A 21,964-nucleotide genomic window follows, 5' to 3' on the forward strand; every position below is an offset into this window, starting at 1 on the left:
TGCGGGGCGGCGGGTTCACCTGGCGAGTTCGGCCGGCTCGTCGAGCCGTGTCAGCTTCTGCGGGTTCCGCACGATGTAGATCCGGGTGACCTGCCCGTTCTCCACCACGAGGCTCACCGCGGTCGGCTCGCCGTTCATCTCGATCCGGCCCGCGGGAGCGCCGTTGAGCCACACGGGCGTCATCTCGAACGGGACCGCGACCTGGTTCGCGCGTGTGAGCAGCCTCGCCACGGGTTCGGCCCCGTGGATCGGCGCCGGCACGGCGGCCACGACCCCTCCACCATCGGCGATCAGGACGACGTCCGGCGCCATGACCTCCAGCAGGTCCTGCAACTGCCCGGTGCGCAGGGCGACAAGGAAGCGGTCGACGACGGTCCGTTGCTCGGCCCGGCTCACCCGCATGCGCGGCTGCCGGGCGGCCACGTGCTCGCGTGCCCGCCGCGCGACCTGCCGTACCGTCGCCGCGGACTTCCCGATGGCCTCGCCGATCTCGCCGTACGGCATCTCGAAGACCTCCCGCAGTACGAACACCGCCCGCTCCGTCGGCCGCAGCGTTTCGAGGACGGTCAGCATCGCGATCGAGACGCTCTCCGCGAGTTCGACGTCCTCGGCGACATCAGGGCTGGTCAGCAGGGGTTCCGGCAGCCACTCGCCCACGTACTCCTCACGGCTGCGGGACAACGTACGCAGCCGGTTGAGCGCCTGCCGTGTGACGGTGCGGACGAGGTACCCCCGCGGTTCACGCACCTGCGACCTGTCGACGCCGGCCCACCGCAGCCAGGACTCCTGCAGTACGTCCTCCGCGTCGGCCGCCGAGCCGAGCATCTCGTAGGCGACCGTGAAGAGCAGGCTGCGGTGGGTGACGAAGGGGTCCTCGGTCATATCGCCGACGAGGCCGTGCCGGAGTTTTCCGCACGCGCGGCCAGCGGAGTTTCGCACGCGTCGGAGAAGCCCTGCGAGGTGATTCCGTGGGCCGTGTTGTTCCTGGTCGACAGGTTCGCGAAGGCGATCGACGCGGTGAGCTCGACCATCGCAGCCGGGCCGAGCCGGTCGAGCAGGCCGGCGTACAGCTCGTCGGTGACGGTCGGCGGCGTGTTCGTCATGGCCTCGGCGTACTCCAGCACGTCCCGCTCCAGCGGCGTGAACACCTCCGACTCCCGCCAGCGCGGCACCTGGCTCGCCTTGGCCAAGTCCAGGTCCTTGTGCAGCGCCAGGAAGTAGTTGATGTCGAGGCACCAACTGCAGCCGACCTGCGCGGCAACCGCCATGTGTGCGAACGTCTTGAGCCCCTCGTCGGCCATGTCCCACTCGCTGACCTGGCGCCCGAGCTCCGTGGAATCCTGGGCGACCTTGAGGTTGTGCGCCGTCACTTCGAAGGGCTCGGGCACGGCACCGAACTGTTTGATCATGTTCTCGGTGAGCTCGGCGGGGAGTTCTGCCTTCGGGATGCGCCGTGTCACGGTGTACTCCTTCTTCTCCATGTTCGTTGGCCTGTCGGCCTGTTGGACATGAAGACACCGCCGCGCTCGGGAACGTGACAGCCACTACGGCCCGAGGGGGCGTTCACCGGACCCTCGGCGCTGAGGGACGGGTAGGGGCGGCGGGGGCGAAACACACCCCCGGCCCCCCGAAGGTCACCCCTCCACTCGAATCCCCATCTCCCCCGCCAACACCGGCGCCAGATCCATCAACTGCGCCGCACTGATCACGGCCCCCGACAGCCGCTCCACCCCGCGCACGATCTCCACCGACGCGGCCCCCCGCAGATCCACATCCACGAAGCGCACCCCGGTCAGATCAACCCCCTTCAACGCACACCCCGCGAACGAGACCCGCTCCAATCGCGCACCCCCGAAATCCGGCTCGACCAGCACGCAGTCCTCGAACACCACGTCCCGGAGCCGGGCCTCCCGCAGATTCAGGTAGTCGATCTTCCCCCCACGCACCAGCACCCGCTCCAGCACGCCCCCGTGCAACTGCACCCCACCGAGCCGCGCGTCGACCAGCTCCACATCCCGCAGCGTCGCCCCGGCCAGATCCGTCCCCACCCCCCGTATCCCGGTGAGGACGGAATCGAGCACACGAGCCCGCTGCAACCGCGTCTCGTCCAGCGCGCACCCCGTCAGCGCGCAGTCCATGAACCGCGCACCCCCGCCGTCCTGCCCGACGAAGTCCAGCTCCCGGAACTCCAGCCCGTCATAGTCCCCGTCGGGCTCCAGCTCCCCGCCCCCGAACGCCTCCAGCACCGGCAACCGCACCTCCGGCCGCCGCGCCGCCTTCACCACCGACCTCGCCCGCACCATGTCCCCATCGTGCACCCCACCACTGACAATCCACGTGACCTGCGCGAACGCCCCGCCGAACCGCGCCGAGCAGCTACCGAACAACCACCGAGCAGCCACCGAACAACCACCGAAACCAGGCCATGTCACATTCCGGCCCCTCGACCCGTCGTACACGTGAACAGCCACCGACCCGGCCGGCACCGACCCGAGGGAGCCCCAGCCATGCGCACCAGCCGAACCCCCACCCCCCTCACCGTCGTCGGCGGCGGCTTCGCCGGACTCACCGCGGCGATCACCGCAGCGGAGGCGGGCGCGAAGGTCACCCTGTACGAGGCGCACCACACGCTCGGCGGCCGGGCCCGGACCGCGGAGGGGCCGTACCGGACGAACGAGGGACCGCACGCGCTCTACAGCGGCGGCCCGCACTGGACATGGCTCGGGCAGCGGGACCTGATCGGACCGCTCGCCCCGCTCCCGCCCCTGGAGAGCGCCCGGCTCCGTCTGCACCACAAGGGCGTCCTGCGCCGGACGCCGCCGTTCGCCATGCTCAAGCTCCTGCGCCCCCGCCGTGCGGGCCGGCACGCGCCCGTCGACGTCGACTTCCGCACCTGGGCGACCACACAGGCCGGCGAGGAGGCCGCGCGGGCCGCCGCCAACTACGCGGCGGTGGCGCTGTTCCACCACGACCCGGGCTCCCTGTCCGCCGCGTTCGTGCAGGAACGGCTGCGCCGGGCCACGAAGCTGCCCCCGGAGGCGCACTACCCGCGCGGCGGCTGGGCGAGCGTCATCGACCGGATGGCGGCCCGCGCCTGGAACCTGGGCGTCCGCATGGAGACCCTCAGCCGCGTCGACAGCCTCGACGCCCTCGGCGACCGGGCAGGCGGCGGGGGCACCGGTCCGATCGTGGTCGCCACCTCCCTGGACGCCGCCCGACGCCTGCTCGGGGACGACTCGCTGACCTGGCCGAGCGGCCGTACCGCCCTCGTCGACCTCGCCGTACGCACCCGCCGGGGCGACGCCTTCGCCGTCTCCGACCTGGACGCGCCCGGCTGGATCGAGCGGTTCACCGCGCAGGACCGCACGCTGGCCCCGGCGGGCGAGCAGCTGCTCCAGGGGCAGTTCCCGATCGGCCCGCACGAGTCGCGCGCCGACGGTGTCACCCGCGCCGAGCACCTGCTCGACCTGGGTTTCCCCGGCTGGCGGGACCGGGTCACCTGGCGCCGCGAAGCCACCTCGAACGGCCGTACGGGCGCGGTCGATCTGCCCGGCACCAGCTGGCGGGACCGCCCGGCCGTGGACCGGGGCGACGACGTCTACCTCGCCGGCGACCAGGTCGCGGCGCCGGGTGTCCTCTCGGAGGTGTCGTTCAACAGCGCCCTCGCGGCCGTCTCCCTGGCGCTGGGCAGGAGGTCGAAGACCCCCCTCGACCTGAAGCACGCCTGACGCCGGATGCCTGAGCCCTCCAGGTGAACACCCGACGCCTTCAGCGCCCTCAGTGCCGCCCCGCCACCCGATCCGCCACCCGCGCCAACCGCGACGACTCCCCCTTGTTCGACGCCGCCTCGCGCCGGTCGGCGGCACGGTACGTGGCGTACATGCCCTGCACCCCCGCCCACCGCAGCGGCTCCGGTTCCCACTTGCGCACCCGGTGGTTCACCCACGGCAGCGAGGTCAGCTCGGTGGCCCCGGCCTGCCCGGAGTCCCGCAGGACGAGATCGCGCAGGGTGCGGGCGGCGAGGTTGGTGGTGGCCACCCCCGAGCCGACGTAGCCGCCGGCCCAGCCGAGCCCCGTCGACCGGTCGAGGGTGACCGTGGCACACCAGTCACGGGGGACCCCGAGCACGCCCGACCAGGCGTGGTCGACCCGCACCCCCGCCAGCGAGGGGAAGAACCGCACCAGGATCTCGTACAGCGCCTCGATCGTCGCCGCCTGCGTACGCCCGTCGTTGTCCGTCCGCGACCCGAAGCGGTACGGCACGCCGCGGCCGCCGAGCGCGATCCGGTCGTCGGCGGTGCGCTGCGCGTACATGTACGCGTGCGCCATGTCGCCGAGCGTCTCGCGGCCCTCCCAGCCGATCGCGGCCCACTGCCCGGCCGTCAGCGGCGCGGTGGCGATCATCGAGGAGTTCATCGGCAGCCAGGTACGCCGCTGGCCCCTGAGGTTCGCCGTGAAACCCTCCGTGCAGCGCAGCAAGTAGGGCGCCCGGACCGTGCCGTACGGCGTGACCGCCTGCCGCGGCCGGATCTCTGTCACCGGCGTCAGCTCGTGCACGGTCACCCCCAGCCCCTCGACGACGGCCGCCAGCCCCGTCACCAGCTTCACCGGGTTCAGCCGCGCCCCGTGCGGCGTCCACGTCGACCCCACCGCGTCCGCGACCCTGATCCGCTCGGCCGTCTCCCGTGCGCCGTACAGCTCGCGGTCGTCCTCCCCGTACGCCCTCTCGTGCTCGTGGAAGGCCCGCAGGCGGCTCAACTGGGCAGGGGTGTAGGCGACTTCGAGTACCCCGCCCCGGTGGACGTCCGCCTCGACACCCTCCTCGCCCGCCACCCGCACGACCTCGTCGACGGTCTCGTTCATGGCCCGCTGCAACCGCACGGCGGCCTCCCGCCCGTGCAGGCGCGCGTACCGGTCCCGCCCCGCGACCCCGTTGTAGAGCCAGCCGCCGTTGCGCCCCGAAGCCCCGTATCCGCAGAACTTCTGCTCCAGGACGACGATCCGCAGACCGGGCGCGGCCTTCTTCAGGTAGTAGGCCGTCCACAGCCCGGTGTACCCGCCTCCGACGATCACCACGTCGGCGGACGCGTCCCCGGCCAGCGGCTCCCTCGGGACGGGGAGGCCGGTCTGCGCGTACCAGAAGGAGATCCCACCGTTGACGGTGCCGGCCATCGCGTCCGAGCTGCTCATGGCGGGACGCTAACCCTTGCCGAGGGCCTCTGTCTCCTACGGATTTCGTGGCCTACGGGGCGTCGCCGGGCCGGAAATCGAAGGCGCTTCGGGCAGGCACGCCCGTAGGGTCGCCCGCATGACCGATGCCATCCCGGTACCGGAGGAACTGGCCGCCACGCTGGCGATGTTCTTCGAGGAGGAGGGCCGGGCCTTCGCCGCCGCCCTGCCGGGCCTGGCCGCCCGGTTCCTGGACCACTGGGGCCTACGCCCGGACGGACCGGCCATGCACGGCATGTGCGCCCTGGTCCTGCCCGTGGTCCGCACGGCCGACGCGACCCCGGCCGTCCTCAAGCTCCAGATCCTCGACGACGAGAGCGAGGGCGAGCCGGTCGCCCTGCGCGTCTGGGACGGCGACGGCGCGGTACGGCTCCTGGACCACGACCCGGAGACGGGCAGCATGCTGCTCGAACGCCTCGACCCGGCCCGCATGCTGTCCCACGAACCCGACACCCACGCGGCCGTCCTGGTCATCGCCCGCCTCCTGGCCCACCTGACCGCCACCCCGGCCCCGCGGGCCCTGCGCCGCCTGGCCGACATCGCGGCGGACATGCTGGACCGCACGCCCCCCGTGCTGGCCCGCGTCCCGGACCCCTCCGACCGCCGCCTGCTCGCGGACTGCGCGGCCGCGCTCCGCGAGGTCGGGGCCGAACCCGGCGACCGCCTCCTCCACTGGGACCTGCACTTCGACAACGTCCTGGGCGCCGACCGCGCCCCCTGGCTCGCCATCGACCCCAAGCCCCTCGCCGGCGACCCCGCCTTCGACCTCTGGCCGGCCCTGAACAACCGCTTCGACCCGGACGACGTCCCCTGGCGCTTCGACGCGATGACCGACGTCCTCTCCCTGGACCGTGACCGCGCCCGGGCCTGGACCCTCGCCCGCCTCCTCCAGAACGCCCTCTGGGAGATCGAGGAGGGGCGCCCCCTCGACCCCGACGACCTGGAACTGGCCCGCCGGCTGCGCTGACCCACCCCCTGGGCGCGACGTCCCGGGCCGACTCGCCCCCGACGCGCGGTCCCGGGCCGCCCCCGCGGCCCGGGACCCGCCGTCACTTGCCGCTGCCGCCGGGGACGCCGATGCGGGTGATCCTGTGGTCGCGGTCCAGGTCGACGACGAGCTTGACCGTGCCTCCCATACCCCAGGTGAGAGTGACAGCGACCTTGTCGGCGGTGGCGCCGTTCTTGACCGTCCACTTCGCCGGGACGTTCTGGGCGTGCAGGATGCCGTCCGCGTTGTTGCGGTCCTCCCACTTCTCCACCTTGCGCAGAGCGTCGGGGCGGACGTAGAACTCGCGGAGTTCGGTGGTCAGCCTGCCGTTGTCGGCGTCGAGCTGGGCGTCGATGTAGGCGCCGTAGAAGTCCGCGACCCGGGTCACGTTGTCCGACGACTTGCCACTGATCGTCCGCTGCGCGACGGCACCCGCCGTCGTCCCTCCCGTGGTCGCCTCCGCCGACGCGGTGAGCCCCAGCGGGAGGACGACGGCGGCGACGAGGCCGGCGATCAGAGCGGTGCGGCGGACGTGCTTGCGGGTGGTCGTGTTGCTGTTCATGAGCGAGTTCCCCGATGTCGTGTGGTGATGGATCGAAAGTGCGTCGCGGTGTACGGGGCGGCCCCTCGACCCCTGGTGAGGGGCGGCTCCGGCGACACCCAGAGCTTCGGCGGCCCGCCGGACCCACCACAACGGCCGGCGGCCCACCCGCAACGGTGGAACCGTCCCAGGCCCGCTGACCTCTCCTCTTGGGGAGTGCCTGGGATGCCGTCCTGGGATGCGAGGCAGGAGGAACCGGTGTCGTCCCAGGACGAGGTGGAGGAGTTCGCGGCGCTGCTACGGCGCCTGAAGGCCCGTACGGACCGCAGCTACGCGGCGCTCGCGCGCCCCCTGAACATGAACGCCTCGACGCTGCACCGGTACTGCTCGGGCGAGGCCGTGCCGCTCGGCTTCGCGACCGTGGAACGTATCGCCGCGCTGTGCGAGGCCACCCGGGCCGAGCGGGTCGAGCTGCACCGGCGGTGGGTCCTGGCCGTGGCGGCCCGACAACGGTCCCGGACGACGCCCGCACCGACCGCACCGGCCGCACCGACCGCAGCCGAGCCAGCCGAACCCGCCGCGGCTCCAGCCGAAGCGGAAACGGAAGCCGAAGCCGAAGCCGCAACCGCCGCAACCGCCGCAGCCGCCGCAGCCGTCGCAGCCGTCGAGATCGTGTCCGGCGGCGGGGCGCCCCCGGCCCCCGTCTCCACGACGACCGCCGACACCGCGCCCGTGGCAGCTACGGCATCGGGCCCCGTACCGCGACAGCCCTGGTACAGGCACCGCAGGCACCGCATCGCGCTCGCCGCCGCTGTCGTGGCCGCGCTGACGGCCGCCCTGGGCGGCCTGTCCGCCCTGACATCCGCCACGACGACCGCGAAGACGGCGGGCGCCCGCCACGGCTCCCCGACACCGTCCGTGCCCGCCTCCCCCGCACGCGGCCTGCCGTCCCACACCCCCGCACCGAAGGCGTCCACCGCGGGCGACCGCTCACCGACCCCGTCCACGAGCCCACCCGTGAGCCCCTCCGCGAACTCCCCCGCCAAGGAGACCGTCTCCACCGCCCCGCCCCTCACCTGGACCGTGAACTCCCAGCTCTGGGCGACGGGTTGCGACCACGACTACGTCATCGACAAGGCACCCCGCCAGGTACCCCCGCCCCCGCTCCCGCAGGACGCCGCCCCCTGGGCGCGTTCGCAGGGCGCGGTGCACGGCGGCCAGACACTCGTGGACATCGCCGTGCAGGGGCGGACGGACACGGCCGTCGTCCTGGAGGCGCTGCGCGTCCGCGTCGTGGGCCGGGCGGCCCCGATGAAGGGCACCGTCTACTTCACGGGCCAGGGCTGCGGCGGCGACCTGGACCCCCGCTCGTTCGCGGTGGACCTGGACATGGACCGCCCGGTCGCCCGCCCGGCCCAGGGCCCCGAGGGCGGAACGGACACCCCGGCCACCCGCATGCCCTACCAGGTGTCCGCGAAGGCTCCCGAGGTCCTCATGATCGACGCCCGCACCGTCGACTGCGACTGCCGCTGGTACCTGGAACTCGACTGGTCCTCACAGGGCCGCACAGGCACCGCACGCATCGACGACCACGGCACCCCGTTCCGCACCACGGGCATCAAGGGCCTGCCCCAGTACTGGTACGCGAACGACGGCTGGACCCCCACGACCTGAACCACAACCCGAGGCACACAAAACCCCCAGGCCAGAGAACATCTGGCCTGGGGCAGCAAGAGAGCCCCCTGTCGGATTCGAACCGACGACCTACGCATTACAAGTGCGTTGCTCTGGCCAGCTGAGCTAAGGAGGCGTGGCCCCTCGCGGGGGCGCCCGTGCAGTGTACCCACGTCACAGGGTGTGCTCGTCGAAAATTTCCGCGAAGTTCACAGGGGTCCAGGTACTGACAGACCAGGTGAACGACGGGTACCGTCCTGACCCAATCCACTCCCGTGGACTACACCACCGTGGAACCGTCCGCGGTGGATCACCACCTTTACTCGGATCGTCCGGCACGTTCCTGCCGGTGAAGGGGGCCTACGACCCATGGCCACAGTTTCGTTCGACAAGGCGACCCGCATCTACCCGGGTTCCACCAAGCCCGCCGTGGACGCGCTCGAGATCGAGATCGAGGACGGCGAGTTCCTCGTACTGGTCGGCCCGTCCGGTTGTGGCAAGTCCACCTCGCTCCGCATGCTCGCGGGGCTCGAGGACGTCAACGGCGGCGCCATCCGCATCGGTGACCGCGACGTCACGCACCTGCCGCCGAAGGACCGGGACATCGCCATGGTGTTCCAGAACTACGCGCTCTACCCGCACATGACCGTCGCCGACAACATGGGCTTCGCGCTCAAGATCGCCGGCGTCAACAAGGCGGAGATCCGGCAGAAGGTCGAGGAGGCCGCGAAGATCCTCGACCTCACCGAATACCTGGACCGCAAGCCGAAGGCCCTCTCCGGCGGTCAGCGCCAGCGTGTCGCCATGGGTCGCGCCATCGTGCGTGAGCCCCAGGTCTTCCTCATGGACGAGCCGCTGTCGAACCTCGACGCCAAGCTCCGTGTCTCGACCCGTACGCAGATCGCGTCGCTCCAGCGCCGCCTCGGCATCACCACCGTCTACGTCACCCACGACCAGGTCGAGGCCATGACGATGGGCGACCGCGTGGCGGTCCTCAAGGACGGTCTGCTCCAGCAGGTCGACACCCCGCGCAACATGTACGACCGCCCGGCCAACCTCTTCGTCGCCGGCTTCATCGGCTCCCCGGCCATGAACCTGGTCGAGGTCCCGATCACCGACGGCGGCGTGAAGTTCGGCAACAGCGTCGTCCCGGTCAACCGTGACGCCCTCAAGGCCGCCTCCGACAAGGGTGACACCACGGTCACCGTCGGTGTCCGCCCCGAGCACTTCGACATCGTCGAGCACGACGGCAGCGTCGCCTCCGCCCTGTCGAAGGACACCGACGACGCCCCGGCCGGCCTCGCCGTCACCGTCAACGTCGTCGAGGAGCTCGGCGCCGACGGTTACGTCTACGGCACCGCCGAGGTCGGCGGCGAGACCAAGGACCTCGTGGTCCGCGTCAACGGCCGCCGGGTCCCCGAGAAGGGCGCGACGCTGCACGTCGTGCCGCGTCCGGGCGAGAACCACGTGTTCTCGACCTCGACGGGCGAGCGCCTCTCCGACTGATCCGGACACGGCGTGTCCGTGACCGTGCGCGAAACCTCCAGCCCGGGATAAATCACCCAGGTTGACGAAGAAGGCCCCGCAGACACCCGCGGGGCCTTTTTCCTTGCCCCCAACTACCCCGGCAAATAGGTTGTTTTCGACCAGTGTGCGTCAACCTGCCACCCGGAAGACGGAGCTTCGACATCCCCCGTATCGGTGACCTAATGTCGCCATATCACTACCCCGCGCTACCCTCACTCGCGTGAAGCACACCCACACCCACACGCAACGGACGCGCCACGGCCGCGGTCCCGCCCGCAGGATCGGCCGCTCCCTGGCCCTAGTCCTGCCCGTCGTCATGGTCCTCTCCGGCACCCTCGCGGTCACCCGGGTCAACTGGTCGGGCACCGACCCGGCGGAGTCGATGCTCGCCGCCTCGGAGGTCTCCCAACGCGCCAAGACCCGCGCCCCGCACGAGGTGCTGCGCGACAAACTCCTCGTGGAGCTGCAGGAGGAGAACCCGGGCGTCGCCCTCACCCACCTCCAGCAGGCGGTGAACGGCCGCCCGGCGCTGGCCAAGCACTGCACCTCCATCGCCCGCGCCCTCGGCCGCGCCGCGGTCCGCGCCTACGGCCCCACCCGCGCCCAGTCCTTCGCCCGCCCGGTCTGTGACACGTCCTTCGCGACAGGAGTGGCCGCCCAGTTCAGCTGAGACAGCGCGACGCATCGCCGGTGACCGCGCGACGCACCGCTGAGGGCCCCGCAGCGCCGTAGAGAGCTTCCAGCGGCTCCAAGGGGCTCCCAGAGGCTTCCAGTAGGCCCACCAGGCCCCGCAGGATCCCCGAGGGCTCCAGGCGCTCGGCATCCCCGTACACCGATCCCAGGGCCGTGCTCCCGCGAACGGGGCGCCACGTACAGTTCGGGCATGACCGATCCGAACGCCGCGTCGCGCCCCGTTCAAGCCGTGATCCTCGCCGGTGGCCAGGGCTCACGGCTGCGTCCGTACACCGACGACCGGCCCAAGCCCATGGTCGAGATCCCCGGTACGGGCACCCCGATCATCGGCCATCAGCTCACCTGGCTCGCCGAGGAGGGCGTGACCGACGTGGTCGTCTCCTGCGGCCACCTCGCCGACGTCCTGCAGACGTGGCTGGACTCGGCCGACCTGCCGGTCCGCGTCACCACGGTCGTCGAGACGGAACCCCTCGGCCGAGGCGGCGGCCTCAAGTACGCCGCCTCCCACCTGCCCCACCCCGACCGCCCCTGGTACGCCACCAACGGCGACATCTGGACCCGCTTCTCGCTCCGCGACATGGCGGACTTCCACGCCGAACGCGACGCCCTCGCCACCCTCGCCCTCGCCCGCCCCCGCATCCCCTGGGGCGCGGTGAAGACGGACGGCTTCGGCCGCGTGACGGACTTCATCGAGGCCCCGCCCACGACGTACGAGATCAACGCCGGCGTCTACGTCTTCTCCCCGGAGTTCACCGACCTCCTCCCGGCCCGCGGCGACCACGAGCGCACCACGTTCCCCCGCCTGGCCCGCGAACGCCGTCTGGCCGGCTTCCCCCTCCCCCAGGGCGCCTACTGGCGAGCCATCGACACGGCCAAGGACCTCACGGAAGCAGCCAAGGAACTGGCGGCCCTGAGCCGCTGAACGGCGCCCGGCGCAGGCGCTCCTCAGCCGTCTCCCCGCCCCCACCGAACACAGCGGTGGGCCCCGCGCCAAGAAGCACGCGGGGCCCACCGGCACATCGGCACAGCCGACGGAACCTACCCGAGCAGTCCACCCACCAGCCCAGGCTGCCCACCCGAGGAACTCCCGCCGGTGGAACCTCCGTTGGACCCGGTGGCTCCTCCGGTCGCACCGCCGGAGGCCCCTCCGCTGGAGCTGGGCCCGGCAGTGGTGCTCGGCACCTGCTCGACCGGCGTGGTCTGCTGCGGCGGCGCCTGTCCCGCCGTCCCCTGCGTCTGGCTCGGCTGCCCGCCGGTGACCGCTCCGGTGGACGGCGCGGCCCCCGGCGTCGTGGCCGCCTGCGAAGGCGTCGCCGATGTCGCGCCCGCCGAAGGCGAGTTGGACGCGCTCGGGCTGTTCTCGCGCCGCGCGCTCGGCTCACCCGGCAGCGGCGACCCCGGCAGCTCGTTGCGCGGCGCCTCCCCGGGCCCGGGGACGACGATCCGGTCGGCGTCGCGCACGGCCCCGCCGAGCACGGACCCCACGAGCAGCGTCAGCCCGACGACGATCGCGGCGACGAGCGCGCCCCGGCGCAGTACGTACCGCCGCAGCTCCCAGATGTCGGCGCGCGGCCCGAGCGTGCGCCAGGCGCCGCCCGCGAGCCGCCCGTCGACGGAGTACACCGGCGCGCCCGCGATGATCAGCGGGGACCAGGCGGCGAGGTAGATGATGTCGGGCGTCTCGTAGACGGGGACGGTCTTCCAGCTGACGGTGACGAGCAGCGCGGCCGACAGCAGCGCCCCGACACCGGCGGCGACCCGCTGCCAGAGTCCGAAGACGGTCAGCACGCCCACGATGACCTGGGCGAAGGCGATGACGAGCCCCGAGCCCACCGGGTGTTCGAGGGCGAACTGCCGCAGCGGCTCGGCGACTTCCCACGGGTGCAGCGTGTTCAGCCACTTCACCATGGAGCCGCGCTTGCCGCCGTCGAAGTAGTGCGGGTCGCAGAGCTTGCCCATGCCGGCGTAGGCGGAGATGAAGCCGAGGAAGACGCGCAGCGGCAGCAGCACCACGCCGAGGTTCATCCGGCGCCCGGGGTAATAGGCGTGCCGGACGGACTCGTTGCCGGTCCGGCGCCCGCCGCGCTCGTCGTCGCCGTCGCCGTACGGTTCCGCGAACTCCCCGTCGGCGTAGGCGTCCTGGCCGTACTCCGGTTCGTCGTAGGTGCTGCCGACGGTGCGCATGGCGGGCAGGAGCCGGGTGCCGTCGGCGGCGTGGTCGCCGTGGGTGCGCTGGCTGCCCACGAGGGGCGTCTCGACGGTCTCGACGGTCAGGTCGGCGCCGTAGCGCCCGCTCGCGTCGCCGTAACGCCCGCCGCCGGTGTCGTAGGCGCTGCCGCCCACGCCGTCGACGCGGGGGATGACCTGCGTCGAGCCGGTGTCGCCCAGCGGGTCGGCGGCCCCTCGGCCGACGCCCGCGCCACGTACCGCCTGGAGGAGCCGGTGGGCTCCGGTGTCGTCCGGCGCGGACTTCCCGCTCCAGACGACTGGCGCGCGCCGGCGCCCGGCGGCGGGCGCGCCGGAGCGCCCGGCCGTGCCCGCGACCGGGATGCGCGCGGTGTCCTCGCCGACGCTCAAGTGCCGTGCGATGCGCGGGGACGCCCGCGTGGAGACGCCCAACTGCACGCGAAAACTCGCGTGGTTGACGATGACCTGCGCCGGATCGCTCGGCACCTTCACCATGCTCAGCGCGGGAGCGTCGTCGAATCCCGAGTCGAATCCCGACGAACGGTCCCCCGTAGGTGTGCGGGGTGTTCTGGTGTCCACACTCATCTAACCGAGTGACGTGTCGTTAGGACACTGCTTTGACCGCCCCGATCTGTCCGGACCCCGTCAAGGTCGTCCGGAACACCCGGAACCCCCAGTTGGGGCCCGGTTTCACACCCGTCACACCGACGGAACTACGCCCGGCGCCGAGCCGCCTCGTAGAGCACAACTCCCGCCGCGACACCGGCGTTCAGAGACTCGGCCCCACCCGGCATCGGGATCCGCACCCGGTAGTCGCACGTCTCGCCCACGAGGCGGGACAGGCCCTTGCCCTCGCTACCGACGACGATGACGACCGGACCGCCGAGGGCCTCCAGGTCACCGATCTCGGACTCGCCGTCGGCGGCGAGACCGACCACCACGACACCGGCCTTCTTGTAGGCCTCCAGCGCGCGCGTCAGGTTGGTGCAGCGGGCGACGGGCGTACGCGCGGCCGTGCCGGCGGATGTCTTCCACGCGCCGGCGGTCATGCCGGCCGCGCGCCGCTCGGGTACGACGACGCCGTGGCCGCCGAACGCGGAGACCGACCGGACGACGGCACCGAGGTTGCGCGGGTCGGTCACGCCGTCGAGGGCGACGATCAGCGGGTCCTGGCCCTCGTCGTACGCGGCGTTCGTCAGGTCCTCGGGGTGCGCGTACTCGTACGCCGGAACCTGGAGGACGAGACCCTGGTGGTTGAGCCCGTTGGTCATGCGGTCCAGCTCGGGGCGCGGCGCCTCCATGAGGTTGATGCCGCCGCGCTCGGCCGCGAGCTGCAGCGCCTCGCGCACCCGCTCGTCGTTGTCGATGAACTGCTGGACGTACAGCGTCGAGGCGGGCACGCCCTCGCGCAGCGCCTCGACGACGGGGTTGCGTCCGACCACCATCTCGGACGTGCCCTTCCCGCCCCGGCCACGCGGCGCGGGACGGCGTGCGGCCTGCTTCGCCTTGGCGTTGGCGATGCGGTTCGCCTTGTGCTTCTTGCGCATCTCGGCGGGCGGGGTCGGGCCCTTGCCCTCAAGACCCTTGCGCCGCTGGCCGCCACTGCCGACCTGCGCGCCCTTCTTGCCGGACATGCGGCGGTTGTTAGCGGCCATGACCTACCCGTCTCTCAGGAGCGTGTGCGCGTACGCGTCAGGCGTACGTCGTCGTGTGTACGTAATGCAGTGTGCCGCCCGGAGGCCCGGGCGGCACAATCGATCAAGGTGACCGGACGTTCGGGCTCAGCGCGGGCCGAGCGTCCAGCGCGGGCCGTCGGGGCTGTCCTCGATGACCAGACCCGACTGGTTGAGCTGGTCGCGGATGGCGTCCGCGGTGGCCCAGTCCTTGCGGCCGCGGGCGGCCTCGCGCTGCTGGAGGACCAGTCCGACGAGCGTGTCGACGACCCCGTGGAGGTCCTCGCCGCGGTCGCCGGCGGCCCCGGCCCAGTGCGGGTCGAGCGGGTCGAGGCCGAGGACCCCGAGCATGGCCCGCACCTCGGCGAGGCGCGCCACGGCCTCTTCCTTGTCGTCGGCGGCCAGCGCGCTGTTGCCCTGCCGGACCGTGGTGTGCACGACGGCGAGCGCCTGCGGCACCCCCAGGTCGTCGTCCATCGCCTCGGCGAAGGCCGGCGGCACCTCGGCCGCGGGCTCCACGACCCCGCCGGCCTTCTCGACGACCCGCTGGACGAACCCCTCGATCCGGGCGAACGCCGACTCGGCCTCGCGCAGGGCGTCCTCGCTGTACTCGATCATCGAGCGGTAGTGCGGGGTGCCCAGGTAGTACCGGAGCACGATGGGCCGCCAGTGCTTGACCATCTCGGAGACGAGGACGCTGTTGCCCAGCGACTTCGACATCTTCTCGCCGCTCATGGTGACCCAGGCGTTGTGCACCCAGTACGTCGCGAACGCGTCGCCGAAGGCCTTGGCCTGCGCGATCTCGTTCTCGTGGTGCGGGAAGATCAGGTCGAGGCCGCCGCCGTGGATGTCGAAGGCGGTGCCCAGGTACTTGTGCGCCATGGCCGAGCATTCCAGGTGCCAGCCCGGCCGCCCCCGCCCCCATGGCGTCTCCCAGGTCGGCTCCCCCGGCTTCGCCGACTTCCACATGGCGAAGTCACGGGGATCGCGCTTACCGGTCTCGCCCTCGCCGGAGGGCTGGAGGAGGTTGTCGAGCTCCTGGTTGGACAGCGCCAGGTACTCGGGGAAGGACCGCACGTCGAAGTAGACGTTCCCGTCGGCCTCGTACGCGTGTCCGCGCTCGATCAGCCCGCGCATCATCTCGACCATCTCGGTCACATGCCCGGTGGCCCGCGGCTCGTAGGTGGGCGGCAGGCAACCGAGCACGCCGTACCCGTCGTTGAACGCGCGCTCGTTCTCGTACCCGATGGACCACCAGGGGCGGCCCTGGTCGGCCGACTTCGCGATGATCTTGTCGTCGATGTCCGTGACATTCCGGACGAACGTCACGGCGTACCCGCGGTACTCGAACCACCGGCGCATGATGTCGAAGTTGAGCCCCGACCGGATGTGCCCGATGTGCGGGGCCGCCTGCACCGTGGCGCCACACAGGTAGATCGAGACACAACCCGGCGTGAGCGGGGCGAAGTCACGAATCTGCCGGGCGCTGGTGTCGTACAGGCGAATAGTCACGCCCCCAAGCGTAGTGGCCCACCAGCCGTGCCCAGAGCCCTTCACCCCAAGGACGACAGATTCGTGACGTATGCGCGCCCGCATACGGCCACCGCGCCCTTTGGACGGACCGAAGGCCCGAAATAGGGGCGCGGGGAACGGCGCGGGCAACCACTACGCTCCCGCACCCGAACAAGCACGCGGGGGGCACGGGGGCGCAGCCCCCGGGATGGGACGGGTAGGGGCGGCGGGGGCGAAAAGAGCCACCCCACCACCCGGAGTCAAGAAGTCACCCCACCCGCACCACGAGCGCCGTGGCCACCGCCATCAACCCCTCACCCCGCCCGGGGAAGCCCAGCCCGTCGGTGGTCGCCCCCGACACGGAAACCGGCGCCCCCACCACCTCGGAAAGCACCTTCTGCGCCTCGTCCCGCCGCTTACCGATCTTCGGCCGAGGCCCCACCACCTGCACGGCCACGTTCCCGATGACGAACCCCCCGGCCCGCACGATCCGCGCGGCCTCCGCCAGCAAGGTCACCCCGGACGCCCCCGACCACTCCGGCCGCCCGGTCCCGAAGTGCTGCCCCAGATCGCCGAGCCCGGCGGCGGAGAACAGCGCGTTGCAGGCGGCGTGCGCCACCACGTCCGCGTCGGAGTGCCCGGCGAGCCCCGGCCCCTCCCCCTCCCACTTCAGCCCGGCGCACCACAGCTCCCGCCCCTCCTCGAAGGCGTGGATGTCGGTACCGATCCCGACCTGCGGCAACACCATTGCGCCCAGCCCGGCCTTCTCGGAACCCACGGCCTTCTCAGAACCCATCGTTCAGCCTCCTGCGCGCCAGAACCGCCTCCGCGAGCACCAGATCCAGCGGCCGCGTCACCTTGAACGCCTCCTCGTGCCCGGGCACGACCACGACACCGCGCCCGAGCCGCTCCACCATGCTCGCGTCGTCGGTCACCTCCCCGGTGACCGTCTCGTGCGCCCGGAGCAGCGTCTCCCGGTCGAACCCCTGGGGCGTCTGCACGGCCCGCAGCCGCGCGCGCTCGGGCGTGGCGACGACCGGCTCCGGCGCGCCCGGCGCGCCCGCGGGCTCGACCTCCTTGACCGTGTCGGCGAGCGGCAGCGCGGGCACCACGGCGGGCGCCCCGTCCCGTACGGCCTCGATGACCGCGTCGACGGTGTCGACGGGCACGAGCGGACGGGCCGCGTCGTGGACGAGGACGATGTCGTAGCCGGGCGGCAGCGCGTCGAGCCCGAGTTTCACCGACTCCTGGCGCGATTCGCCGCCGGGGACGACGAGGAAGTCCGTCCGCTCGGGCAGGGCGTGCGCGTCGAGCAGGGTCTTGACCTCGGGGGCGCCGTCGGGCGGTGCCACGACGATCACCAGGGAGACGGCACGGGAGGCGGCCATGGCGCGTACCGCGTGGATCAGCATCGGGGTGCCGTTCAGCGCGCGCAGCGCTTTGGGGGCGCCCGGGCCGAGGCGTACGCCCCGGCCGGCGGCCGGGATCACGGCCGCGGTGCGGGTCGCCGTACGGGTTGCCGTACCGGTCGCGGAAGGCGAAGGACGCGAATCGTCAGACATCGGTTCCTGTCAGGTTTGTGTGCTCGGCCTAGGTGGGTATGGCCACAGCGTGCCGGGCGCGACACCTTGACCGGACCCTTCCGTGACATCTGGTCGAGCCAGCTGCCCGGGCCCGGCACGCCAAGTAGGAGCGGTAGGGCGCGTACGACAAGTACGAGCACTCCGTACACACATGAGCACCGGGGCACGCCAAGTATCGCCGAGTATCGGAGTCCCCTATCAGGCGTTCGGCATCCGGACATGAACATGCCGCAGCGCCCGGCGACATTACGTACGTCATCGGGCACCGCGGCATTTCGATGCGCTGCGCTGAACGGCTGAGCGGGCTGGCTGCCTGCCACAGGAGTCAGTTCAGGACGCGAGGACCTCGTCGAGCAGGGCCTCGGCCTTGTCCTCGTTCGTGTTCTCCGCGAGGGCGAGCTCGCTCACCAGGATCTGGCGGGCCTTTGCGAGCATGCGCTTCTCACCGGCGGAGAGTCCGCGCTCCCGCTCGCGACGCCACAGGTCACGCACGACTTCCGCGACCTTGATGACATCGCCGGAGGCGAGCTTCTCCAGATTTGCCTTGTAGCGACGCGACCAGTTCGTGGGCTCCTCGGCATACGGTGCGCGCAGCACCTCGAAGACCCGGTCCAGGCCGTCTTGACCGACCACATCACGTACGCCGACGAACTCCGCATTGTCCGCTGGCACACGCACCGTCAGGTCGCCCTGAGCGACCTTGAGCACCAAGTAGGTCTTGTCCACGCCTTTGATCTGGCGAGTTTCGATGGCCTCAATCAGCGCGGCCCCGTGATGGGGATAGACCACGGTGTCGCCAACCTTGAACGTCATGTGACAGGTACCCCTTCCGTGGCTATCCAGGGTAACACGGAAACGGCGTGTTCTGAATGGCGTTTTCGCAGGTCAGGGCGCATCTCGGGGCTTGACAACTGCAACAGGAACGTGCTGCGAGGGCCGAACGGAGGAGGGTATTCGCAGGTCGGAGCGGCTCTCCGGGCGGAGCGAAACGCGTACGTTACACGCATCCGGAGGGTCGCACGAGCGCCCGAACGTCCTGCTTTGTCCACACCCATGTGTGCGACTTACGCTACTCCGTTCGGTGAGCGGAGTCGGGTACGAGACGAATCCGGAATTGATCAAGGAGTTCGATCAACGGGTGCCGTTCCGCCGTTACCGGATCGTGTTCTGGGCCTGTTCCTTCCGCCTTCCGGCGACGGTTCCCGCACGCGTTCCGCCCGGTGTTCGGTCCCTGTTCCGATCCGTGTTCCGGTCCGGGTTCCGGCCGGTGTTCCGACGGGCGTGCGGCCGTTGTTCCGACGGCTGATCGATTTTCCGTACCGGCGCGCATTCCTCGGTGGAAATCCAGGGCGCGATGGCGGCGAGTTCGGCGGGGGTTATGTGAATGCCGGACAGGCGTGTCGGCGGCGACCGTCAATTGCCTCCGACGACTTGTCCGGGGACTTGGGGAGGGTCGGGTGCGGCGGGGACGGGACGGCTCGGTAACCTGAGCCCGCTACAGACCACGTACCGCCCACGTTCTAGGAGTTGCCGCCGCCGTGAGCAGCAGCCTTCGACGCGGCGCCCTCGCCGCCGCCGCCATCGCGTTCTCGATCGCCTCACTCGCCGCGTGCGCCGCCGGCAACAACGCCCAGACGCTGGAGGTCAAGCCGGACAACGCTGCCACGAGCGTCGGCGACATCAAGATCCAGAACGCGATCGTGGTCACCCAGCCCGGCACCGAGACCAAGGGCCCCGCCGTGGTCTCCGCGACCGTGTTCAACGGCGCCGACACCGACCAGACCCTGGACTCCGTCACCGTCGAGGGCGCCGGCACCGTCGAGCTGACCCCCGCCAAGGGTGCGGGCAAGGGCGGCAAGATCGTCGTCCCGGCCGGCGGCTCCGTCATCCTGGGCGGCGAGAACAACGCCTCCGCGGTCCTGACGGACCTCACCGACGCGGTCAAGGACGGCAACGCCCAGAAGGTCACCTTCGACTTCAGCGAGACCGGCGAGGTCGGCCTGCGCGCCTTCGTGGTCCCCGCCGAGCACTACTTCGAGAAGTGGGGCCCGAGCGACATCCCCGAGTCCCCCGCCTCCAGCGCCTCCCCGTCCGAGGAGACCTCCGGCTCCCCGTCCGCGACCGCCTCGGGCTCACCCGCCACCGACGAGACCGCCGAGGAGGGCATCGCCGCCGGCTCCACGGCCTCCCCGTCCACCTCGTCCTCCGAGGAAGCGACCGGCCACTGAGCCCCGCGCACCTACGCCGAAGGGCGGCACCCCTGAGAGAGGGGTGCCGCCCTTCGGCGTAGAACCACCGGATCGGCCTACGGCTCGAACTTGTACCCGAGGCCCCGCACCGTCACCAGGTATCTCGGGGCGCCCGGGTCGGGCTCGATCTTGGCGCGGAGACGCTTGACGTGGACGTCGAGGGTCTTGGTGTCTCCGACGTAGTCGGCGCCCCAGACACGGTCGATGAGCTGCATACGGGTCAGGACACGGCCCGCGTTGCGCAGCAGCATTTCGAGCAGGTCGAACTCCTTGAGGGGGAGGTCGACCTTGGAGCCGGAGACGGTGACGACGTGCCGGTCGACGTCCATCCGGACGGGCCCCGCCTCCAGCGCGGCGGGGGTGACCTCCTCGGGCTCGCCGCGGCGGCGCAGTACGGCCCGGATACGGGCGACGAGCTCGCGGGAGGAGAAGGGCTTGGTGACATAGTCATCGGCTCCTATTTCCAGGCCCACGACCTTGTCGATCTCGCTGTCCTTGGCGGTCACCATGATCACCGGGACATTGGAACGGCCGCGCAGCTGACGGCAGACCTCGGTACCCGGCAGTCCGGGCAGCATCAGGTCGAGCAGGACGAGGTCGGCTCCGTTGCGCTCGAACTCGTCGAGACCGTCGGGTCCGGTGGTCGCGATGGCGACCTCGAAGCCCTCTTTGCGGAGCATGTAGGACAGGGCGTCGGAGAAGGACTCCTCGTCCTCGACGACGAGCACTCGGGTCACGGAAGGACCTCCGGGGCGGGAAGCGGGTCGTACGGTCCGTACGGGGATGGGTCGGGGTGAGGCTGTCCGTCCTCGTCGTCGAGGTCCGGGTGCTGGGCCGCGCGGTCACGGGCCGCGCCCGCCTCCGGCAGCCTGAGGGTGAACGTGGAGCCCTGTCCCTCCGAGCTCCACACCGTGACCTCCCCGCCGTGCGAGGCGGCCACGTGCTTGACGATCGCGAGACCGAGACCCGTACCGCCGGTCTGGCGGGAACGGGCCGGGTCCACGCGATAGAAGCGCTCGAAGATGCGCTCCTTGTCCTTGTCCGAGATGCCGATGCCCTGGTCGGTCACGGCGATCTCGATATGGTCCCCGCCGGGCGCGCCCACCTGGCGTGCGGCTATGCCGACGCGGGTGCGGGCCGGGGAGTAGTTGACGGCGTTCTCGACGAGGTTGCCGAGGGCGGCGGCGAGCTGCCCCCGGTTGCCCCAGACGCGCAGCTCGGCCGTGCCGCCGGCGGCCATCGTGATCTGTTTGGTGCCGGCCTGGTGGCGGCAGCGGTCGACGGCCTCGGCGACCAGCTCGTCCACCCGGACCGGCTCGGCGTCCTCCAGCGGGTCGTCGTTCTGCACCCGGGAGAGGTCGATCAGCTCCTGCACGAGGTTGGTGAGCCGGGTGGCCTCGATCTGCATGCGCCCGGCGAACCGTTCCACGGCCTCGGGGTCGTCCGACGCGCCCATGACAGCCTCGCTCAGCAGCGACAGCGCGCCCACCGGCGTCTTCAGCTCATGGCTGACATTGGCGACGAAGTCACGTCGCACGGCCTCGATCCGGCGGGCCTCGGTGAGGTCCTCGACCAGGAGCAGCACGAGCCGGGAGCCCAGTGGCGCGACGCGCGCGGAGACGGCGAGCGCCTCCCCGCGTCCCGTGCCACGCCGGGGCAGGTCCAGTTCGACCTGGCGTATCTCGCCGTCCCGGCGGGTGTCGCGCGCCATCTTCAGCATCGGCTCGATGGAGAGCTTCCCGCCGCGGACCAGCCCGAGGGCGTACGCGGCGGAGCTGGCCTTGACGACGGCGTCGGACTCGTCGAGCACGACGGCGGAGGAGCGGAGCACCGACAGCACCGTGTCCACACCGGGCGGAAGCACCGGGTCCGTGTGCAGGGAGGTTCTGGTGGGACGCTTCTGCTCGCGTTCACTCACACGGAACGCCAGCATGGCGATGACGCCGGTGAGTACTCCGGCGATCGCTGCCGCTGCGGCGACCGCCGCGTTCACGTCCATGCTTCCAGGTTAGGCACGAGGTCGGACATCCCCACAGCGATCGGAGGGCGACCTCGAACACTCGTCGCCCAGAGTTCACCTTGGAGCCAGTATTGGTTCATTTGGGATG

At 71.4% G+C, this 21,964-nt stretch carries 20 protein-coding genes and 1 tRNA gene; 7 read left to right on the forward strand and 14 right to left on the reverse strand.

What is annotated here, in order from left to right; translation table 11 throughout:
- Window positions 1–15 precede the first annotated feature (15 nt).
- The 3 genes from ACWCRJ_RS11575 to ACWCRJ_RS11585 form a co-directional block, all read right to left on the reverse strand.
- Window positions 16–882 (reverse strand): RNA polymerase sigma-70 factor, encoded by an 867-nt coding sequence (locus ACWCRJ_RS11575; RefSeq protein WP_450939085.1) that lies wholly within the window; start codon window positions 880–882, stop codon window positions 16–18.
- The gene (locus tag ACWCRJ_RS11580; protein ID WP_450939086.1) at window positions 879–1,460 is read right to left on the reverse strand and encodes a carboxymuconolactone decarboxylase family protein; all 582 of its coding nucleotides are present in this window, start codon (window positions 1,458–1,460) and stop codon (window positions 879–881) included. Before ACWCRJ_RS11580 ends, ACWCRJ_RS11575 begins: the two co-directional genes overlap by 4 nt.
- 174 nt (window positions 1,461–1,634) lie before the next feature.
- The gene (locus ACWCRJ_RS11585) at window positions 1,635–2,303 is read right to left on the reverse strand and encodes a pentapeptide repeat-containing protein (RefSeq protein WP_450939087.1); all 669 of its coding nucleotides are present in this window, start codon (window positions 2,301–2,303) and stop codon (window positions 1,635–1,637) included.
- 204 nt (window positions 2,304–2,507) lie between these two features.
- On the opposite strand from ACWCRJ_RS11585, the gene ACWCRJ_RS11590 reads away from it, so the two are divergent.
- On the forward strand, window positions 2,508–3,728 hold the full coding sequence (locus tag ACWCRJ_RS11590; protein ID WP_450939088.1) for an FAD-dependent oxidoreductase: 1,221 nt from the start codon (window positions 2,508–2,510) through the stop codon (window positions 3,726–3,728).
- Window positions 3,729–3,777: 49 nt separating this feature from the next.
- On the opposite strand, the gene ACWCRJ_RS11595 is transcribed toward ACWCRJ_RS11590, so the two are convergent.
- Window positions 3,778–5,190 carry an NAD(P)/FAD-dependent oxidoreductase gene (locus tag ACWCRJ_RS11595; RefSeq protein ID WP_450939089.1) on the reverse strand — a complete coding sequence of 471 codons (1,413 nt, stop codon included), beginning with the start codon at window positions 5,188–5,190 and terminating at the stop codon, window positions 3,778–3,780.
- A 118-nt stretch (window positions 5,191–5,308) separates the two neighbouring features.
- On the opposite strand from ACWCRJ_RS11595, the gene ACWCRJ_RS11600 reads away from it, so the two are divergent.
- Window positions 5,309–6,196 carry an aminoglycoside phosphotransferase family protein gene (locus ACWCRJ_RS11600; RefSeq protein WP_450939090.1) on the forward strand — a complete coding sequence of 296 codons (888 nt, stop codon included), beginning with the start codon at window positions 5,309–5,311 and terminating at the stop codon, window positions 6,194–6,196.
- Window positions 6,197–6,278: 82 nt separating this feature from the next.
- Here the strand turns inward: ACWCRJ_RS11600 and ACWCRJ_RS11605 are convergent, their stop codons facing one another.
- Complete coding sequence (locus ACWCRJ_RS11605) at window positions 6,279–6,779, reverse strand: hypothetical protein (RefSeq protein ID WP_450939091.1); 501 nt, start codon at window positions 6,777–6,779, stop codon at window positions 6,279–6,281.
- A 204-nt stretch (window positions 6,780–6,983) separates the two neighbouring features.
- Here ACWCRJ_RS11605 and ACWCRJ_RS11610 point away from each other — a divergent pair, with 204 nt between their 5' ends.
- Window positions 6,984–8,432, forward strand: coding sequence for a helix-turn-helix domain-containing protein (locus ACWCRJ_RS11610; protein ID WP_450939092.1), 1,449 nt, complete (start codon window positions 6,984–6,986; stop codon window positions 8,430–8,432).
- A 62-nt stretch (window positions 8,433–8,494) separates the two neighbouring features.
- Here the strand turns inward: ACWCRJ_RS11610 and ACWCRJ_RS11615 are convergent.
- Window positions 8,495–8,568: transfer RNA gene (locus ACWCRJ_RS11615), tRNA-Thr, on the reverse strand.
- A 233-nt stretch (window positions 8,569–8,801) separates the two neighbouring features.
- Here ACWCRJ_RS11615 and ACWCRJ_RS11620 point away from each other — a divergent pair.
- The 3 genes from ACWCRJ_RS11620 to ACWCRJ_RS11630 all read left to right on the forward strand — a co-directional run bounded on the left by ACWCRJ_RS11620 (window position 8,802) and on the right by ACWCRJ_RS11630 (window position 11,574).
- Window positions 8,802–9,938 (forward strand): ABC transporter ATP-binding protein, encoded by a 1,137-nt coding sequence (locus ACWCRJ_RS11620; RefSeq protein ID WP_450939093.1) that lies wholly within the window; start codon window positions 8,802–8,804, stop codon window positions 9,936–9,938.
- Window positions 9,939–10,179: 241 nt separating this feature from the next.
- Window positions 10,180–10,629 (forward strand): hypothetical protein, encoded by a 450-nt coding sequence (locus ACWCRJ_RS11625; protein WP_046915792.1) that lies wholly within the window; start codon window positions 10,180–10,182, stop codon window positions 10,627–10,629.
- Window positions 10,630–10,842: 213 nt separating this feature from the next.
- Entirely contained in the window at window positions 10,843–11,574 is a 732-nt protein-coding gene (locus ACWCRJ_RS11630) for a nucleotidyltransferase family protein (RefSeq protein WP_450939094.1), read from the forward strand.
- Window positions 11,575–11,690: 116 nt separating this feature from the next.
- Here the strand turns inward: ACWCRJ_RS11630 and ACWCRJ_RS11635 are convergent, their stop codons facing one another.
- The 6 genes from ACWCRJ_RS11635 to ACWCRJ_RS11660 all read right to left on the reverse strand — a co-directional run bounded on the left by ACWCRJ_RS11635 (window position 11,691) and on the right by ACWCRJ_RS11660 (window position 18,420).
- Window positions 11,691–13,418, reverse strand: coding sequence for a DoxX family protein (locus ACWCRJ_RS11635; RefSeq protein ID WP_450939185.1), 1,728 nt, complete (start codon window positions 13,416–13,418; stop codon window positions 11,691–11,693).
- 134 nt (window positions 13,419–13,552) lie between these two features.
- The gene (gene rlmB, locus ACWCRJ_RS11640; RefSeq protein ID WP_450939095.1) at window positions 13,553–14,494 is read right to left on the reverse strand and encodes a 23S rRNA (guanosine(2251)-2'-O)-methyltransferase RlmB; all 942 of its coding nucleotides are present in this window, start codon (window positions 14,492–14,494) and stop codon (window positions 13,553–13,555) included.
- Window positions 14,495–14,620: 126 nt separating this feature from the next.
- The gene (gene cysS / locus ACWCRJ_RS11645; RefSeq protein ID WP_450939096.1) at window positions 14,621–16,024 is read right to left on the reverse strand and encodes a cysteine--tRNA ligase; all 1,404 of its coding nucleotides are present in this window, start codon (window positions 16,022–16,024) and stop codon (window positions 14,621–14,623) included.
- 268 nt (window positions 16,025–16,292) lie between these two features.
- A complete protein-coding gene (gene ispF / locus ACWCRJ_RS11650; RefSeq protein ID WP_450939097.1) occupies window positions 16,293–16,820 on the reverse strand; it encodes a 2-C-methyl-D-erythritol 2,4-cyclodiphosphate synthase in 528 nt (175 codons plus the stop codon).
- Window positions 16,810–17,586, reverse strand: a complete 777-nt coding sequence (gene ispD / locus ACWCRJ_RS11655; protein ID WP_450939098.1) for a 2-C-methyl-D-erythritol 4-phosphate cytidylyltransferase — start codon at window positions 17,584–17,586, stop codon at window positions 16,810–16,812. The genes ispF and ispD overlap by 11 nt, the downstream gene beginning before the upstream one ends.
- 351 nt (window positions 17,587–17,937) lie before the next feature.
- Window positions 17,938–18,420 (reverse strand): CarD family transcriptional regulator, encoded by a 483-nt coding sequence (locus ACWCRJ_RS11660; protein WP_003953493.1) that lies wholly within the window; start codon window positions 18,418–18,420, stop codon window positions 17,938–17,940.
- A gap of 725 nt (window positions 18,421–19,145) precedes the next feature.
- Here ACWCRJ_RS11660 and ACWCRJ_RS11665 point away from each other — a divergent pair.
- Window positions 19,146–19,835: a copper chaperone PCu(A)C gene (locus tag ACWCRJ_RS11665; protein WP_450939099.1), complete on the forward strand. Its 690-nt coding sequence runs from the start codon at window positions 19,146–19,148 to the stop codon at window positions 19,833–19,835.
- A 77-nt stretch (window positions 19,836–19,912) separates the two neighbouring features.
- On the opposite strand, the gene ACWCRJ_RS11670 is transcribed toward ACWCRJ_RS11665, so the two are convergent.
- A complete protein-coding gene (locus ACWCRJ_RS11670; RefSeq protein WP_009340348.1) occupies window positions 19,913–20,593 on the reverse strand; it encodes a response regulator transcription factor in 681 nt (226 codons plus the stop codon).
- The gene (locus ACWCRJ_RS11675; protein WP_450939100.1) at window positions 20,590–21,855 is read right to left on the reverse strand and encodes a sensor histidine kinase; all 1,266 of its coding nucleotides are present in this window, start codon (window positions 21,853–21,855) and stop codon (window positions 20,590–20,592) included. Before ACWCRJ_RS11675 ends, ACWCRJ_RS11670 begins: the two co-directional genes overlap by 4 nt.
- Window positions 21,856–21,964: the final 109 nt, after the last annotated feature.

This window comes from Streptomyces sp. NPDC002324 (assembly GCF_053593335.1).

Excerpts from the sequence above, each read along its gene's own strand:
- ACWCRJ_RS11595 (WP_450939089.1), bottom strand. The coding sequence starts at position 5,190 with ATGAGCAGCTCGGACGCGATGGCCGGCACCGTCAACGGTGGGATCTCC.
- ispD (WP_450939098.1), bottom strand. The coding sequence starts at position 17,586 with ATGTCTGACGATTCGCGTCCTTCGCCTTCCGCGACCGGTACGGCAACC.
- ACWCRJ_RS11675 (WP_450939100.1), bottom strand. The coding sequence starts at position 21,855 with ATGGACGTGAACGCGGCGGTCGCCGCAGCGGCAGCGATCGCCGGAGTA.
- rlmB (WP_450939095.1), bottom strand. The coding sequence starts at position 14,494 with ATGGCCGCTAACAACCGCCGCATGTCCGGCAAGAAGGGCGCGCAGGTC.
- ACWCRJ_RS11600 (WP_450939090.1), top strand. The coding sequence starts at position 5,309 with ATGACCGATGCCATCCCGGTACCGGAGGAACTGGCCGCCACGCTGGCG.
- ACWCRJ_RS11630 (WP_450939094.1), top strand. The coding sequence starts at position 10,843 with ATGACCGATCCGAACGCCGCGTCGCGCCCCGTTCAAGCCGTGATCCTC.
- ACWCRJ_RS11585 (WP_450939087.1), bottom strand. The coding sequence starts at position 2,303 with ATGGTGCGGGCGAGGTCGGTGGTGAAGGCGGCGCGGCGGCCGGAGGTG.
- ACWCRJ_RS11660 (WP_003953493.1), bottom strand. The coding sequence starts at position 18,420 with ATGACGTTCAAGGTTGGCGACACCGTGGTCTATCCCCATCACGGGGCC.
- ACWCRJ_RS11575 (WP_450939085.1), bottom strand. The coding sequence starts at position 882 with ATGACCGAGGACCCCTTCGTCACCCACCGCAGCCTGCTCTTCACGGTC.
- ACWCRJ_RS11590 (WP_450939088.1), top strand. The coding sequence starts at position 2,508 with ATGCGCACCAGCCGAACCCCCACCCCCCTCACCGTCGTCGGCGGCGGC.
- ispF (WP_450939097.1), bottom strand. The coding sequence starts at position 16,820 with ATGGGTTCTGAGAAGGCCGTGGGTTCCGAGAAGGCCGGGCTGGGCGCA.
- ACWCRJ_RS11620 (WP_450939093.1), top strand. The coding sequence starts at position 8,802 with ATGGCCACAGTTTCGTTCGACAAGGCGACCCGCATCTACCCGGGTTCC.
- ACWCRJ_RS11610 (WP_450939092.1), top strand. The coding sequence starts at position 6,984 with ATGCCGTCCTGGGATGCGAGGCAGGAGGAACCGGTGTCGTCCCAGGAC.
- ACWCRJ_RS11605 (WP_450939091.1), bottom strand. The coding sequence starts at position 6,779 with ATGAACAGCAACACGACCACCCGCAAGCACGTCCGCCGCACCGCTCTG.